Origin of the sequence: Bacillus methanolicus MGA3 (assembly GCF_000724485.1) — a bacterium.
GTDB lineage: Bacteria > Bacillota > Bacilli > Bacillales > Cytobacillaceae > Bacillus_Z > Bacillus_Z methanolicus_A.
Genome location: NZ_CP007739.1, coordinates 2,639,012 through 2,654,823, shown reverse-complemented (window position 1 = coordinate 2,654,823; position 15,812 = coordinate 2,639,012). Strand labels below are relative to the sequence as shown.

Below are 15,812 nucleotides of genomic sequence, written 5' to 3'. Positions count from 1 at the left end.
TTATCTTCTTAAAACGGAAATTTGCGATATTGATGTTGAACGGATACCCATTTTGTCACTGTAAACTCTTCTACAATCCATGGATTACCAAAACGGCCTAATCCACTCGCTTTTGTTCCTCCAAAAGGCATACTCGATTGAAGGTTAACCGATTGGTCATTTACATGCGTCATTCCGCTATCAATCTCTAAAGCTAGTTTTGTTCCTTTTTCTAGATCAGATGTAAATATAGCCGAACTTAAACCATATTCAGTTCTATTCGCCAATTCAATCGCTTGTTCATCCGTTTCTGCTTTAATCATGATTGCAATTGGTGCGAACACTTCTGTTTGAGCTAACTTGCTGTCATTATCCACATCTACAAAAACATGTGGCGTTAATATATTACCTACGCGTTTCCCTTCTAATGCCAACGGAATTCCTTCCGCTTTCGCTTCTTCAATTATTTTTAATGCTTTTTCTAACTGACGTTGATCGATGATTGGCCCGATCACATTTTCACGATTCCGCGGATCGCCATATGGCAACTCTTTTGCTCGTTCCACAAATTTCTGTACAAATTCATCATACAAATCTTTATGAACAATGAATCTATTCGCGATTATACAAATTTGGCCTTGATGTAAATATTTTCCGAATATCGCTGCCTCTACTGCGCGATCTACATCAGCATCACTCAACACGACAAATGGGCCATTTCCGCCTAATTCTAATGCCACCCGTTTTAAAGCTCCACCAGCGACAGCTCCTACACGCTTTCCTGCTTCTGTGGATCCAGTGAAGCTGACCAACTTAGCATGAGGGTTTGTTAACATTTCATCTCCGATTTCTCTCGAATTCGTTAAAATCACATTAAGTACACCTTTAGGCAATCCAGCATATTCAAACGCTGCCGCAAAAATCGAGCCTCCGGTTAAGGCGGTTTTCAAATCCGGTTTATGAACGACCGCATTACCTAATGCAATCGCAGGAGCGATGGTTCTCATCGATATAAATAATGGGAAATTAAATGGAGCAATCGATGAAATTACTCCAATCGGCAATCGATAAATTCGATTCGTTTTTCCTTCGATAGGAGAAGGAGCTTCTCTATACGTATAAATTTCTTCTGTCATTTTTTCCGCTTCTATTAATTCGTCTAACGTAACTTGATATTCCATTTCCGCTTTTACATACGCGCTGCCCGTTTCAACTACCAAGGCCTCTAAAATTGCTTCTTTATTTTCTTTAAAATACTCTAATACTTTTCGGATGACAGCTTTTCTTTCCTCTACCGAAGATTTCGCCCATTTTTTTTTGCGCTTGCTGCGCTGCTTCAAAAGCTTCCTGTGTTTGTTCTTTTGTGGCTAAATTAACTGTTGTAATGACAGAATCATCATATGGATTTAAAATATCACAAGATTTTGAGCTTAATCCTTCAACCCATTCGCCATTTATAAAACTTTTATTTAGTTCCAGATACTGCTTCATACAATGCATGCTCCCTTCTCGGTTGAAAATCTACGTAGTTATTGCATTCCAGGTGGTCTAAGACAGGGATTAAACCTGCGAGAGATCCATAAAATCTCGTATCTTTATAAAGACCATTTCATAAAATGAATATCAATTCAATTCTATTATGCTCTCAGATTTTATTCAGTAAAAAACCTCCATTGGTTGTAAACGTTTTCGAATATATCTTAATACCATTTCTTTAAAATCTCAAATTTCCTGCTTTCTCCCGCAAATTTGGAACTCTTGAGTGCAAAAAAAAACCAGCCAAACATGGCTGGTTTTCATGCTATTAACGAGAGTAGAACTCAACGATAAGAGCTTCGTTAATTTCAGCAGGAAGTTCAGAACGCTCAGGCAAGCGAGTGAATGTTCCTTCTAATTTGTCAGCGTCAAAAGATAAGAAGTCAGGAACGAAGTTGTTTAGTTCAACTGCTTCTTTAATGATGTCAAGGTTGCGTGATTTTTCACGAACGCTAATTGTTTGACCAGGTGTTACACGGTAAGATGGGATGTCTACACGTGAACCATCTACTAAAATATGTCCGTGGTTTACAAGTTGGCGAGCTTGACGACGAGTACGAGCTAAACCTAAACGGTAAACAACGTTGTCTAAACGTGATTCAAGAAGAATCAAGAAGTTTTCACCGTGAATACCAGGCATTTTTCCGGCTTTGTCAAAAAGGTTACGGAATTGGCGTTCGTTTACTCCGTACATATGACGAAGTTTTTGTTTTTCTTGCAATTGCACTCCATATTCAGTAAGCTTTTTGCGTTGGTTTGGACCATGTTGTCCAGGTGGGTAAGGACGCTTTTCTAATTCTTTTCCGGTACCGCTTAGGGAAATTCCAAGACGGCGGGAAATTTTCCAAGTTGGACCTGTATAACGAGCCATGAAAGACTCCTCCTTTTTGTTCTTATTTACGTAAAATAAAAACAGTTGTGAAACAACAATTGTGCACATTTTGTTTTCATGTACCTTCGCCCCAGCAGCAGAGGGTTACCCAATACACCATCGTAGAGAATGTCTCTTACGAGGAACAAAATGAAACACTAAGGTGTTCACACAGGCTGCAATATTTTACACAAAGAACATTATATATTTTTTGAAAATGAAAAGTCAAGGTTTTTTTCGAATGAATCGTCGGTTAAACTAAATATTTTTTCTTATATGAGAAATGATGAAAAAAGATATGATATAATAAAAATTACAGTTTTTGTGAAAAAGAGTAATTTATTTAAAAAAATGGTATAAAGTTGTTACATTTGTATGAGAAAAGGAGTTTTCTATAGGTCATTTTACTTATACATATATACAATAAAAGTTATAGGGAAAGAAATTTTGAATACGGAGCCATAAATTTTTAACTCTGCAGAGATAATTAGGTGATGATGGAATGGATCTGCTTGAAAGCCATATGATTCTGAATTTAAAAAGCCGATTGTTTGATATAATTGATCCTGAAAAAGGCTTATTTAACTATGATGTTTTAATTGAAGAAATGCTGGGTGCTATCAGAAGTATAATGAATGCTGCTGAAGTGAATCTCTATAGCTGTAATGAATGGAGTAGGAGGCTTGTCGTAGAGTCTTCTACGAACAGAAATTTCAAAAACACGTTTATTCCCCGGAAAATTTCATGTTCCGAGTTCGAAAAATTGGCCCAAAGAAACTCAGTTTATCGAAATCATCTTCCGTTTCCGGGTTTTGAAACTGATGATTTGTTCTTATTTATTTGCAGAGAAGAAAATTGTTTCGGTTTATTAACCTTAAAAGAAGCCATTCCATCTAGCTTCGAGCATTTTTCAGATGAATTTCTAAAAGAGTTAAGCGAGCAATGCGGGATTTTTCTCATTAAAATTCAATCGCTGACAAAAATTGTGACTGAAAAAAAAAGATATAAGCAGCTTTTCCGGGTGACGGAGAAATTTCACTCTTCAATGAAAATAGATGATGTTTTAGGAGAGATCATTTACACCCTGCAGGAAGTTTATCCAACCTTTACATATTATTTGCTCCTGTCCCATGATAATAATAGTCATGGAGACCTGCCGATTAAAGACCTTGAGTATGATAGTGAAAATATTGCTGCAATGCAGGCATATGTAACTGGTACAATCCAATTTGAAGATTCTTTGCAGGAGAAACGGTCCGTACTTTATGCACCTTTAAAAGGAAAGCAGGGTGTATACGGTGTTTTGCAGGTTATTGCGCCGGATTCTCTAGTCTTTCCTAAGAACGAAGTTGAATTTATTGCCCTTCTTGCAAATACAGCCGGCGGAGCACTTGAAAATGCGCAGCTGTACCAGCAATCAAGAAAATTAATCGCCGACCTTCAATTGATTAATGAAACATCGAAACGGCTTAATTCAAACCTACGGCTGACTGAAATGATGACATATATGTCTGAGCAGATCATTAATTCGTTTGATGCACAGGAAGTTGGATTTATTATTCTTTTCGAAGATTATGAGAAATATGATGTTGTGAAAGGAAGCACCTCGTTTTTCTTTACGGAGCCTGCGAATCAATATATTAAATATATAAAAAATAAAATTCAAAAAGAAAAAGACTCTCTTTTTATTGGAGATTTGAATCTGCAACTTGAAATGACAAGGGAGCGGTTCAGGTCCATAATGGCTGTTCCGATGGTACAAAGCGAAAAATTGAAAGGGTTTACCCTTGTTATGCATCGCGAACCTTATCATTTTACGTTTGAAACATTTAAATTGCTTCAATCGCTGATTCACCATTCAACACTGGCGCTCACCAATTCGATGCTTCGGGAGGAGCTTGAAAGAATGGTTGTAACGGACCATCTGACAAAGCTTTATTCCCGCAATTATTTGGATGAGCGCATACATCTTTCTATGGCTGAAGATGAAATGGGTACATTTATTTTAATTGATATTGATAATTTTAAATTGATTAATGATACTTACGGCCATCAAGTTGGGGACGAAGTTCTTGTACAAGTGGCGAATTTGATTCTTGGCAATATTAGGGACACGGATATTGGCGCCAGATGGGGCGGTGAAGAGCTGGCCATTTATTTGCCGCAAATTTCTATCGAAACAGGTGCTTTAATTGCTGAGAGGCTGGTCAAGAAGGTGTCCGAAAATACCAACCCGCCAATAACAATTTCCTGCGGTGTTTCATACTGGACATCCGAAAGTGGTGATACTTTAAAAAGCTTATTCAAACGTGCAGACAAAGCACTTTATATTGCAAAGGGCACCGGAAAAAACAAGGTGGTTATACAAGAAGAAGACACTGGGCTGAAGGTTTAAGAACTAAAAGTGTATGATAAAATGATAATTCAGCGCAAGTGCTAACGAAAAGCGGCTCAATAGGAAAAATCATATTCCTTATGGGCCGCTATCTTTTTATAAATATTGTACGAGCACTTCTGTGAATTTTTCCAATTTCTCCTGATCTAATTCATCGAAACGATTTTTTTCCGGGGAATCGATATCAAGAACTCCCAATAATTCTCCGTTTTTGATCATAGGCACAACGATTTCTGATTGGGAGGCTGGGTCACATGCGATATGTCCAGGAAATAGATGGACGTCTTCTACCCTGATTGTTTTCCGCAATTTAGCGGAAGTACCGCAAACTCCTTTGCCAAGAGGGATGCGGACACATGCAGGAAGTCCTTGAAATGGGCCAAGAACAAGCTCTTCCCCATCTAGTAAATAAAAACCTACCCAATTCGTACGATCTAAAAACTGTTTTAATAAAGCTGAGGCATTGCTTAAATTAGCGATTCGATTTGTTTCTCCTTCGAGGAGGGATTTAAGCTGCTTGATAACAAGCTCATAGTTTTCCTCTTTAGAACCATGATATTTTTCGACTTGAAACACCGTTTTCACCTTGCTTTCAGGATTTTTATTATACATTCTATCAAAAACAGCTGAAAAAGAGGAGACTTTGTCGAGAATTAAATAAAGGAAAAGTTGAGAGAAATAAAGAATGGTAAAGTATGACTGAATAAATGGCGGAGAGGGAGGGCAGCGGGGTGCGAAAAAATTCAAAAGACGCAATTGTGAATGCAGCCATTGAATTGTTCAATATAAAGGGTTACAGTGGAACATCAGTGAGGGATATTGCCGATAAAGCAAATGTGAACCCTGCCAATATCGCTTATTATTTTAAAAATAAACACGGGCTGTTAGAGTATTGCTTTACGGCATTTTTCGAAAACTATCTGGCCGAAATTGAAAAAGGATTTTCCCTTTTAGATGCCGGTGCTGCATTTTGCCTGAAACAAATAGCCACTAATGTTATCGAATTCCAGTGCAAAAACATTCATTTAACAAGGTTTATACTCAGGGAAATGTCAATCGATTCTCAAGTTGTCCGAGAAATCATGTCTACCTATTATGTTAAGGAGCGCTACTTCTTTCATAAAATTTTCGAAAAAGGTATGGAACAGAAGGAGTTTAGAAGCCATTCAGTTTCTTATTTGATTTTACAATTTAAAAGCCTTTTGTCTATGCCATTTTTAAATACCCACTATGTAACAGAAGTTTTGCATGTTTTTCTGCATGAAAAATATTTTGCAAAAAAATATTTGCATGAAATTTTCCAGTGGATTGACGGAGTTTTGTGTAATCATCCGTTAGAGAAACGGCAGTTATCTATTAAATAACCGGCTCCTAAAAGCCGGCTGTTCAAAAAAATTTCATTTTTTCTCTGCCTTGGCCAAGTTCTTTTCGCTGGTGGGCATCCGACCCATAGACAAGAGGAATGCCCAGTTGCATGGCTTTTTCCGCAACCCAATCAGGGGGATAAGGTTCCTTGCAAAGAGGTTTTTTAGTTCCTGCCCCGTTATAGTCAATCTCATAATTATATTTCTTTATCGTATTGAGCACATTTTCAATTTCATTCTTAAATTCATGTGTTGCCGGAAATTTTTGATGAAATTTCCGGATAAGCGTGATGTGGCCGATTCGTTTCGGTTTATATGGCCCAAGATCCGAGGTAATTGAAAGCATTAATGTTTCGTAGTATTTTTTATATATTTCATCTACTCCCCCGTATTTATTTGCTATTTTTTCAAATTCCCCTGGACTGTAGTCGATACAATCATAGTGATGATTGAATTTTAAAAAGTGGACGGAGAGGATTGCATCATCAAGCCTTTTTCCGGCAACATTTAAAAAGTCTTTAATTTCTTCTTCGTACCCTTCTATAAAATCTACTTCCAGCCCGGTGTTTATTTTTATTCGTCCATGGTATTTTGCTTTTATACGTTCGAGATCATCAAAATATGCTTCTAATTGGTCATCGTTCATCGCACTGTCTTTTGTAGGGGTTGTATCGGTAAAGCCTTTTGGCAATGGTGCATGCTCTGCAAATGTGATTTCCTCAAACCCGAGCGAAATAGCTTGTTCAATATATTCCTCAAAAGAATCTTTTGATCCATGAGGGCAATATGGGGTATGTACATGCCCATCTTTTTTCAATTTTGCCACCCTCCCCTAGTAAAAAATTCAATGTCGAAGCTTTTTGTTCAAAAAAAAGAAAATAATAGTCAAAAATTGTCGTTTACATGGTATCATAAAAACATTGAAATGAACATTCGTAAAATATTTATATAAAATTAAAATTGCTCCAAAATCGGTGTTGAAACTGGGGGTTTATTATGGAATACATAATTGGTGCGTTCATCATTATTTTTTGTTTGTTTTTGACTGGTTTTTTTATAAGAAAAAAACATTATAAAGAAATAGACCGACTTGAATCATGGAAAATTAACATAATGGACCGCCCTGTACTTGATGAAATGGCAAAAGTTAAGCAACTGAATATGACCGGACAAACAGAGGAACTTTTTGAAAAATGGCGGCATGAATGGGATGAAATCGTTACAACCGATTTGCCTGATGTAGAAGAGCTGTTGTTTGATGCTGAGGAGTATATTGACAAATACAGATTTGGCAAGGCGAAGGAAGTAACTGCTCTTATAGAGGAAAAGCTTTCAAAGACGGAAGAGAAAATACAATGCATTCTTACCGAGCTGAATGATCTCGTCGGCAGCGAGGAAAAAAACAGAACGGAAATTGAAGAGTTAAAGGAACTTTATAGGGAGTGCAAGAAAAACTTGCTTGCACATCGGCATAGCTACGGGAATGCAGAAAATGAACTTGAACGAGAGCTCGAAGAAGTCATTGGCAAATTTCAAGAGTTTGATGAAAAAACAAAAAATGGGAATTACCTTGAGGCAAGGGAAATCGTTCTTTTCATTAAGGAACGGCTTGAAAAAATCAGACAAAAAATGGATGCCATTCCAAGATTATTGCTGGAGTGCCAAACAAATCTCCCTGCACAATTAAATGAATTAAAGGAAGGCTACCGGGAAATGGTCTCACAAGGATATGTTCTTGACCATATTCCATTGGAAAAAGAGACAGAACAATATGAAAAACAGCTTGAAAAATTTTTATCCTTTATAGAAAAGCTTGAGATTGAGGAAGTTGAGAAAGGAATCGATGAACTGAAAGATGGGATTGAATTTTTATTCGACCTTCTTGAAAAAGAGGTATTTGCAAAACATTTTATTAGCAAGAATGTACAGGGAGCAAAGGAGCTTCTTGAAGCCTCTTTAGAAGAAAATGAAAAATTGAGAATGGAATCAGAACATGTGCAAGAAAGCTATCACCTGCCGGAACAGGAACTTGAGGTCTTAAAGCGTTTTGAAAAACATTTGGCCTTTTTAGAAAAAAGGTATGAGCTTCTTTTAAATCGTATTGAACAAAATGATACTGCACAAACCGTCTTAAGTGAAGAATTACAGGAAATGAAAGCCATGCTTGATGCGGTTCGTGATGAACAAAGAGCGTTTGAAGAAAAACTTAAGGCCTTGAGAAAAGATGAAATGGAAGCACGTGAGCAAGTAAAAGATCTTACGAAAAAAGTTGGAGAAATGATCCGCCTTGTATCAAAAAGCAATATCCCGGGCTTATCTCAGGATTATCAATATTTATTGGAAGAAGCGAAGGAAAGTATTCAAAATGTGATAGACAGATTGGAAGAAAAGCCGCTAAATATGAATTCTGTACGGAAATATCTTGAGGTTGCCGTATTGACTGTTAATAAATTAACTGATTCAACGAATGAATTGGTCGAGAATGCAAAATTAGCGGAGAAAGTCATTCAATATGGCAACCGTTATCGAAGCCGTTATCCTTCTGTAGCGAAAGGATTGCAAGAAGCTGAAGCAGCCTTTCGCAACTACGATTATCGGCTTGCCCTTGAACAAGCGGCCGCATCAATCGAAGAAATAGAACCGGGAGCTTTAAAGAAAATTGAAACCCTGCTTTCTGAAGAATAAAAACAGGTTCCAATCGTGCGGACCTGTTTTTATCATGTGATATAAACTGATTTGTCCACAATAATAATGAGAATTCAATTCATTTGCTTTTTTTGAAATTAAACGAATCCGCAATCAGGATCAAAAGGCCCAATCGTTTTCATTTGTAAAAGATTGTGATAAGATTAACAGTTGCATTACCGTAATAGAAAGGGGAAGGCCATGATTTATTTTGATAATAGTGCAACTACAAAACCATATGAAGAAGTAATTGACTCGTTCGTTAAAGTTTCAACAGAATATTTTGGCAATCCATCTTCCCTGCATAATATTGGAGGAAAGGCTGAACAGCTGTTAACACAAGCCCGGTCTCAGGTGGCCAGGCTTTTAAATGTAAAAAATAGTGAAATATATTTTACCTCTGGCGGAACGGAAGGCAATAATCTTGCCATTAAGGGTGCTGCGCTTACTTATCGTGGAAGAGGGCGTCATATTATTACCACTTCTATTGAGCATCCTTCTGTTTCGGAAGCGATCAATCAGCTGGAACAACTCGGCTTTAATGTGACTTATGTTCCGGTTGATTTAAACGGGAGGGTGAATGCGAAAGAAGTAGAGAAGGCGATTCGCAGCGATACGATCCTTGTATCTGTTATGCATATCAATAATGAGGTTGGAACGGTACAGCCAATTAAAGAAATCGGAATGATGTTAAAGAAGTACCCCAAAATTCTTTTTCATGTTGACCATGTTCAAGGAGCTGGAAAAGTTCCGCTGAATTTTTATGAGTGCGGGATTGACTTATGCACGATTTCCGGGCACAAATTTCATGGCTTGAAAGGCACGGGAGCTCTGTTTATTCGAGATGGAGTAAGGATATCGCCGCTGTTGTCAGGCGGAAACCAGGAGTTGAATATACGGAGCGGAACAGAAAATGTTGCAGGAATGGTCGCCATGGCGAAAGCTTTGCGGCTGACGCTTCAAAAAAGAGAGACAGGTATACATCAAATGGAAGCGATTAAGGATACATTAAGAAAAGAACTAGAAAAAATTGATGGCGTTAAGGTTCATACCCCAAAGGAAGGGTCTGCTCCCCACATTCTGAACTTTTCAGTTCGAAGGTTTAAAGCCGAAGTTTTTGTTCATGCTCTTGAAGAACAAGATATATACGTATCAACGACCAGTGCTTGTTCTTCAAAAAAGAAATCACCGAGTAAAACACTGATTGCCATGGGTGTGCCGGAAGAAGAGGCGGACAGTGCGATCCGTATTAGCTTGTCATATGAGAATACAATGGAAGAAGCTTTATATGCAGCTGATAAAATAAGACAGACAATAAAACAACTAGGAGAGGTAATGAGCTAATATGAATTATGACCGAATTCTCATTCGCTACGGAGAATTAACGACAAAGGGAAGAAATCGGAATAAGTTTGTTGAAAAATTAAAAATGAACATTAAGAGAGAACTAAGAGATTTCCCTAATGCGAAAATAGAAGCAAGCAGAGATAGAATGTATGTATTATTAAATGGTGAAAACAGCGAAGAAATTATTTCTCGGTTAAAAGGCGTGTTTGGCATTCAATCTTTCAGTCCAGCTGTGAAGGTTGAAAAAGATATTGAAGTAATGAAAGAAGCGGTTCTTGACTTGTTCAAGAGTTTATATAAGCCAGGAAAAACCTTTAAGGTCACTGGAAAAAGGGCGGACAAAACATTCCCATTAAACACTGATGAAATTAATAATACTTTTGGAGCCCATCTTTTAAAAAATATCGATGGTCTAAAGGTGGATGTAAAGAATCCTGATATTAACATGCAGATTGAGGTTCGAAAAGAAGCAGCTTATCTTACTTGCGAGAATTTTCGTGGTGCAGGCGGACTTCCTATCGGATCAAGCGGCAAAGCGATGCTTATGCTTTCAGGAGGAATTGACAGCCCTGTTGCTGGATATTTGTCTATGAAAAGAGGACTGGAAGTGGAAGCCGTTCATTTTCACAGTCCGCCTTTTACAAGCGAACGTTCAAAGCAAAAGGTGATTGATCTTGCTGAAAAACTTTCCGAAGTAAGTGGATTTATGACTCTCTATGTTGTCCCATTTACAGAAATCCAGCAATTGATCCAAAAAAAAGTGCCAGATAATTATACGATGACAGTAACACGGAGATTGATGCTTAGAATTACTGATGAATTAAGGAAGAAGTATAACGGACTTGCAATTATTACGGGAGAAAGCCTTGGACAAGTGGCGAGCCAAACACTTGAAAGCATGTATACGATCAACGAAGTTACGAATACACCTGTGCTGCGGCCACTCATTGCAATGGATAAAACAGAAATTATTGGAATTTCGCGAGAAATTGGAACCCATGATATTTCGATTCGTCCGTATGAAGATTGCTGTACCGTTTTTGTTCCTTCTTCGCCAAAAACAAATCCGCGAAGAGACAAAGTTAATCATTTTGAAAGTTATATTGATTTTGAGCCGCTTATTGAAAAAGCTGTAAACCAAACAGAAGTCATTCATATAAAGCCTCAAGCGAAAAAAGCAGAAGAATCGTTTGATGAACTGTTTTAATATGTTCACTGATATTTTGTGAAACAATTACCAGTCTATCTGTTGAATGAAGCCATGTGATAATACACATTCTATATTTACAAGGAGGTGATATCACATGGCACGAAACAACAATTCAAATCAATTATTAGTTCCTGGAGTCCAACAAGCTCTAGACCAAATGAAATACGAAATTGCAACTGAATTTGGAGTTAACCTAGGTGCAGATACTACTTCTCGCGCTAACGGTTCAGTTGGAGGAGAAATTACTAAGCGCTTAGTTCAAATGGCTGAACAACAATTAGGCGGGGGTTTCTCTAAATAATAAAAATAAAATATCAATGGCTACAAGGAGCGGGTTTGAATACCTGCTCCTTTTTAATTTGCAGGAATTTTATAATAATTACACCCCAAATCACTCCAGAGTCTATCTTTTTCGTTATTCGTCTTCAAGTGTGTATTTATAATTTCCAATTAAAACATAATTTTAAATTTTTTAATAATTTAGTATAATATTTTTTGTACAGGGTCATTTATGTAGCTTGACTTGAAAAATATTTAAGGGGGATTTTTAATGAAGCTGGGGGATTTCATTGCACCTGAAAAATACAATCTTGTATCTGAAATAGAGCGGTTTGGAAAGGATCCAGGAAAACTTGCTCTAAAGTGGGAAAATGAAGCAGGAGAAACAAAAGAGATAACATATGAGCAATTAATAAAAAATGTAAACAAAATTGGAAACGTTTTCTCGGAAAATGGTTTACAAAAAGGAGATATCATTCTCATTACTGTTCCGAGGTTGATTGAAGCATACCAAGTATATTTAGCTGCATTAAAAGCTGGTCTTGTTGTGATCCCCAGCTCTGAAATGCTACGTACAAAGGATTTGCAATACCGAATCAGCCATGGTGATGTAAAAGGGATTGTAAGCTATTATCAATATGTAGACCAATTTTCAGGTATTGAAGAAGCTCGGTCTTTGCATAAATTTGTGATTGGCGGAAATTCGGATAACTGGATTCATTTGGATGAAGCAATGACGAAGGTTTCAGACGAATTCCCTCTGGCAGATACGACTAAGGATGATATGGCATTTTTATCTTATACATCTGGAACAACCGGAAATCCAAAAGGTGTTGTTCATACACACGGCTGGGCATATGCCCATTTAAGAATTGCAGCAGCTAATTGGTTAGGGATTGAAGAAGGCGATATGGTTTGGGCAACAGCCGGTCCGGGATGGCAAAAATGGATTTGGAGCCCGTTTTTATCTGTATTGGGATCAGGTGCAACCGGTTTTTCCTATAATGGCAAGTTTGAACCAAAAAAATACTTGCAGCTTCTCGAAAAATATGAAGTAAATGTTTTATGCTGTACTCCAACGGAATACCGGTTAATGGCCAAAGTCGAGAACTTACATGAGTATAAGCTCCCTAATCTGCGCAGTGCAGTATCGGCCGGTGAACCGCTTAACAGGGAAGTAATTGATACCTTTAAGAAACATTTTAATGTGGATGTCAGGGATGGGTATGGACAGACGGAAAATACATTGCTCGTCGGTATCACTAAAGGAATGGAATTAAGAGCTGGTTCAATGGGCAAGCCTACTCCTGGAAACAGAGTGGAAATCATAAATGAAAAAGGAGAACCTTGCGCCGTTGGCGAAGTTGGTGATATTGCTGTTCACATTGAAACTCCGACCCTTTTTAAACACTATTATAAAGATCCTGAGAGAACGGCTATACAATTCCGCGGCGACTATTATATTACTGGTGATAAAGCGAAAAAAGATGAGGACGGTTATTTCTGGTTTGAAGGCCGAGGGGACGATATTATTATCAGTTCCGGTTATACAATTGGACCATTTGAAGTCGAAGATGCTCTTGTTAAACATCCATATGTAAAAGAATGTGCCGTCGTTGCAAGTCCTGATGAAATTCGCGGCCATATTGTTAAAGCATTTGTCGTTTTACGCGACGGTGTTGATCCAAACAACCCGGATCTCGTGAAGCAACTGCAGGAACATGTAAAAGAACTGACTGCCCCATATAAATACCCGCGTAAAATTGAATTTATACCTGAATTGCCAAAAACTACTTCCGGTAAAATCAGGCGAGTTGAACTGCGTCAAAAAGAAATGGAAGCACTGAAAGAATCTTGAAGCAGCAATATATGGAATTTTCGATGATGTTGGCGGAGAAAAAGCAAATTAGAAAGATGGAAGTGGATGACTGATAAGGGTCTGACTCCCTCCAATAATGACAATATATAGAATGTTTGTCTATATATTGTATTGGAGAGATCGGACTTTTTGCTTTTTTAGTCAGCTTTTTTAAGAGATTGTAAATCCCGGTAAAAAAATTGGCGGCATTCCTTCTTTCGATTTATAATAATATTATTTCGAGACTAGAAAGAATTGAGGAACAACACTATGATAAAAAATGAACAACAGTTGGGAGTTTTCTATGCCGCTTTTTCCTATTTTCTTTGGGGAATCCTTCCGATCTACTGGAAACTGCTTGGTCATGTGAAGGCGCATGAAATACTTGCAAACCGGATATTTTGGTCATTTATTTTTATGCTTGCTGTACTGCTTTTGACAAATAAATGGAAGGCATTTACCGTTACCGTTCGTGCACTCACGGCCAATAAGAAACAATTTATGGCACTTGGTGCAGCGTCTCTTCTTATAAGTGTCAACTGGTTTCTTTATATTTGGGCAGTGAACCATGGCCAAATAATTGAAACAAGTTTAGGGTATTATATTAATCCGATTGTCAGTGTATTGCTTGGAATGATTGTTTTAAAAGAACGTCTGTCTATCGCCCAATACTTTTCGTTTCTCCTGGCATTTGTCGGAGTTCTTATTTTGACATTATCATACGGTCGTTTTCCATGGATAGCTATCATGCTTGCTCTTACTTTTGGACTGTACGGTCTGGCAAAAAAGTTAATTATAGTGGATTCAGCGATCGGTCTGACTTTGGAAACAATGGCTGTCACTCCTCTTGCTCTTATATATAGCGGTTATTTGATTATTCGTGGAGAAAGCGCATTTTTGAATGGATCGCTGCCAACTGACTTTCTCTTAATCGGAGCGGGTGCTGCAACAGCCATACCATTGTTCTATTTTGCAAAGGGAGCGCAAAAGATTCCATTATCAATGCTGGGTTTCATTCAGTATATTGCACCTACGATCACATTGATATTAGGGATTTTTGTATATGGTGAACAGTTTACAAAACTGCATTTATTATCGTTTACTTTTATTTGGGCAGCACTTACAATCTATTCTGTGTCGCGGACAAAATTGGCCGCCGCTTTAGAATTAAAACTTAAAAGAGGAAAAGGCATGGAAGTATAAGAGGCTGTCTCAAAAGCCTAAGGGTCAGACCCCATAACACAATATATAGGAAATAATGTTGGATAAATGTGCTATAAATTGATAAATGCGCATGAGGTCAGACCCTTATGAGACAGCCTCTTCCAAAAAACGCGCATGAGTTTTAAATTCCCAACCTAACAAGGAAAAAGGCTTCATTTTAAAACATCCTTTACAAAAATGTCCTCTTGACTTTTTCCCAAAATGAATTGTCTTTAAGCTTTACAGTCTTAATGATTTTGTCACTTAATTTCACTTCAATCTTTCTTACATGCTTAATACTTAATGCTTCATTATCCATTGCCATTGTCGGGTGTTCGTTTCCATCCGGGACAACCATTAAGGTTAATTTTCTGTCGCCGCTCAAAATAAAAGACGATCCGAGCGTTCGGTAGCTGTTATTGTTCATGGAAGCGATCTCGCTCACTTGCATGCATGGAAGCAAAGGATCAACAACTGATCCGTTTACGGATTTATTATAAGCAGTGCTTCCAGTTGGTGTGGCAACGATCATTCCGTCACCACGGAAGGTTTCGAAATGAAGATCGTCAATGTAAACATCCATGGCGAACGTTCTAATAATAGAAGAGCGAATGCTGAATTCATTTAAGCAAAAGAAATTTGATTCACCGTCAACTGTTACTTCAATCGTCGGGTATCTTCTAACTTCAATTTGTTTATTTGCCATTGCTTCAGCCATTTTGGAAATATCGTTAATATAAAAATCACAATACATGCTTAAATGTTCTGTAGTTGAAATACCCGCATATAAGCAATCATCCCTAAAACCTGTTTTGCGGACAGACTGCAAGAAGGTTCCATCCCCGCCAATGCTGACAATAATATTCGCATTCCGATAATCTTTAACAACAGTGAAATCGTATTTTCTCGCTAAGTCATATAGGTGATCTAATTTTTCTTGCAATTCTTCGTCTCTTTTATGGAAAAAATATAAGTTGCGGCGATCAGGCATTTTTCATACCTCCAAATAATTATTTGTATTCCTTCCAAATATTCCCCAATTTGATAAAATAATAATCTAAACTTAGTGTAACAATTTTTGAAAC

Annotated in this window: 12 protein-coding genes and 1 pseudogene; 8 read left to right on the top strand and 5 right to left on the bottom strand. The window is 37.6% G+C overall.

The window, feature by feature from the left end; all coding sequences use genetic code 11:
• Positions 1-8 precede the first annotated feature (8 nt).
• Both BMMGA3_RS12830 and rpsD read right to left on the bottom strand, forming a co-directional pair.
• Positions 9-1,470: pseudogene (locus tag BMMGA3_RS12830) on the bottom strand (aldehyde dehydrogenase family protein).
• 313 nt (positions 1,471-1,783) lie between these two features.
• The gene (rpsD, locus tag BMMGA3_RS12825; RefSeq protein WP_003347373.1) at positions 1,784-2,386 is read right to left on the bottom strand and encodes a 30S ribosomal protein S4; all 603 of its coding nucleotides are present in this window, start codon (positions 2,384-2,386) and stop codon (positions 1,784-1,786) included.
• A 502-nt stretch (positions 2,387-2,888) separates the two neighbouring features.
• Between rpsD and BMMGA3_RS12820 the strand changes: the two genes are divergently transcribed.
• The gene (locus BMMGA3_RS12820; protein ID WP_003347376.1) at positions 2,889-4,781 is read left to right on the top strand and encodes a sensor domain-containing diguanylate cyclase; all 1,893 of its coding nucleotides are present in this window, start codon (positions 2,889-2,891) and stop codon (positions 4,779-4,781) included.
• 96 nt (positions 4,782-4,877) lie between these two features.
• Here BMMGA3_RS12820 and BMMGA3_RS12815 read toward each other — a convergent pair whose 3' ends face one another.
• A complete protein-coding gene (locus BMMGA3_RS12815) occupies positions 4,878-5,357 on the bottom strand; it encodes a GAF domain-containing protein (protein WP_003347378.1) in 480 nt (159 codons plus the stop codon).
• Between the two features lie 155 nt (positions 5,358-5,512).
• Between BMMGA3_RS12815 and refZ the strand changes: the two genes are divergently transcribed.
• On the top strand, positions 5,513-6,145 hold the full coding sequence (gene refZ, locus BMMGA3_RS12810) for a forespore capture DNA-binding protein RefZ (protein ID WP_003347381.1): 633 nt from the start codon (positions 5,513-5,515) through the stop codon (positions 6,143-6,145).
• A 22-nt stretch (positions 6,146-6,167) separates the two neighbouring features.
• On the opposite strand, the gene hisJ is transcribed toward refZ, so the two are convergent.
• Positions 6,168-6,962: a histidinol-phosphatase HisJ gene (hisJ, locus tag BMMGA3_RS12805; protein WP_003347382.1), complete on the bottom strand. Its 795-nt coding sequence runs from the start codon at positions 6,960-6,962 to the stop codon at positions 6,168-6,170.
• A gap of 179 nt (positions 6,963-7,141) precedes the next feature.
• Between hisJ and ezrA the strand changes: the two genes are divergently transcribed.
• The 6 genes from ezrA to rarD all read left to right on the top strand — a co-directional run bounded on the left by ezrA (position 7,142) and on the right by rarD (position 14,727).
• Complete coding sequence (gene ezrA, locus BMMGA3_RS12800; protein ID WP_003347384.1) at positions 7,142-8,830, top strand: septation ring formation regulator EzrA; 1,689 nt, start codon at positions 7,142-7,144, stop codon at positions 8,828-8,830.
• 201 nt (positions 8,831-9,031) lie between these two features.
• Positions 9,032-10,174: a cysteine desulfurase family protein gene (locus BMMGA3_RS12795; protein ID WP_003347386.1), complete on the top strand. Its 1,143-nt coding sequence runs from the start codon at positions 9,032-9,034 to the stop codon at positions 10,172-10,174.
• Between the two features lies 1 nt (position 10,175).
• Positions 10,176-11,384, top strand: a complete 1,209-nt coding sequence (gene thiI, locus BMMGA3_RS12790) for a tRNA uracil 4-sulfurtransferase ThiI (protein WP_003347388.1) — start codon at positions 10,176-10,178, stop codon at positions 11,382-11,384.
• Between the two features lie 97 nt (positions 11,385-11,481).
• Positions 11,482-11,688: an alpha/beta-type small acid-soluble spore protein gene (locus BMMGA3_RS12785; RefSeq protein WP_003347389.1), complete on the top strand. Its 207-nt coding sequence runs from the start codon at positions 11,482-11,484 to the stop codon at positions 11,686-11,688.
• A 249-nt stretch (positions 11,689-11,937) separates the two neighbouring features.
• Positions 11,938-13,524, top strand: a complete 1,587-nt coding sequence (mbcS, locus tag BMMGA3_RS12780; protein WP_003347391.1) for an acyl-CoA synthetase MbcS — start codon at positions 11,938-11,940, stop codon at positions 13,522-13,524.
• Between the two features lie 270 nt (positions 13,525-13,794).
• The gene (gene rarD, locus BMMGA3_RS12775) at positions 13,795-14,727 is read left to right on the top strand and encodes an EamA family transporter RarD (RefSeq protein ID WP_003347393.1); all 933 of its coding nucleotides are present in this window, start codon (positions 13,795-13,797) and stop codon (positions 14,725-14,727) included.
• A gap of 190 nt (positions 14,728-14,917) precedes the next feature.
• Here the strand turns inward: rarD and BMMGA3_RS12770 are convergent, their stop codons facing one another.
• Complete coding sequence (locus BMMGA3_RS12770) at positions 14,918-15,718, bottom strand: NAD kinase (protein ID WP_003347395.1); 801 nt, start codon at positions 15,716-15,718, stop codon at positions 14,918-14,920.
• Positions 15,719-15,812: the final 94 nt, after the last annotated feature.

Excerpts from the sequence above, each read along its gene's own strand:
- BMMGA3_RS12795 (WP_003347386.1), top strand. The coding sequence starts at position 9,032 with ATGATTTATTTTGATAATAGTGCAACTACAAAACCATATGAAGAAGTA.
- BMMGA3_RS12770 (WP_003347395.1), bottom strand. The coding sequence starts at position 15,718 with ATGCCTGATCGCCGCAACTTATATTTTTTCCATAAAAGAGACGAAGAA.
- rpsD (WP_003347373.1), bottom strand. The coding sequence starts at position 2,386 with ATGGCTCGTTATACAGGTCCAACTTGGAAAATTTCCCGCCGTCTTGGA.
- thiI (WP_003347388.1), top strand. The coding sequence starts at position 10,176 with ATGAATTATGACCGAATTCTCATTCGCTACGGAGAATTAACGACAAAG.
- BMMGA3_RS12820 (WP_003347376.1), top strand. The coding sequence starts at position 2,889 with ATGGATCTGCTTGAAAGCCATATGATTCTGAATTTAAAAAGCCGATTG.
- mbcS (WP_003347391.1), top strand. The coding sequence starts at position 11,938 with ATGAAGCTGGGGGATTTCATTGCACCTGAAAAATACAATCTTGTATCT.
- ezrA (WP_003347384.1), top strand. The coding sequence starts at position 7,142 with ATGGAATACATAATTGGTGCGTTCATCATTATTTTTTGTTTGTTTTTG.
- BMMGA3_RS12785 (WP_003347389.1), top strand. The coding sequence starts at position 11,482 with ATGGCACGAAACAACAATTCAAATCAATTATTAGTTCCTGGAGTCCAA.
- rarD (WP_003347393.1), top strand. The coding sequence starts at position 13,795 with ATGATAAAAAATGAACAACAGTTGGGAGTTTTCTATGCCGCTTTTTCC.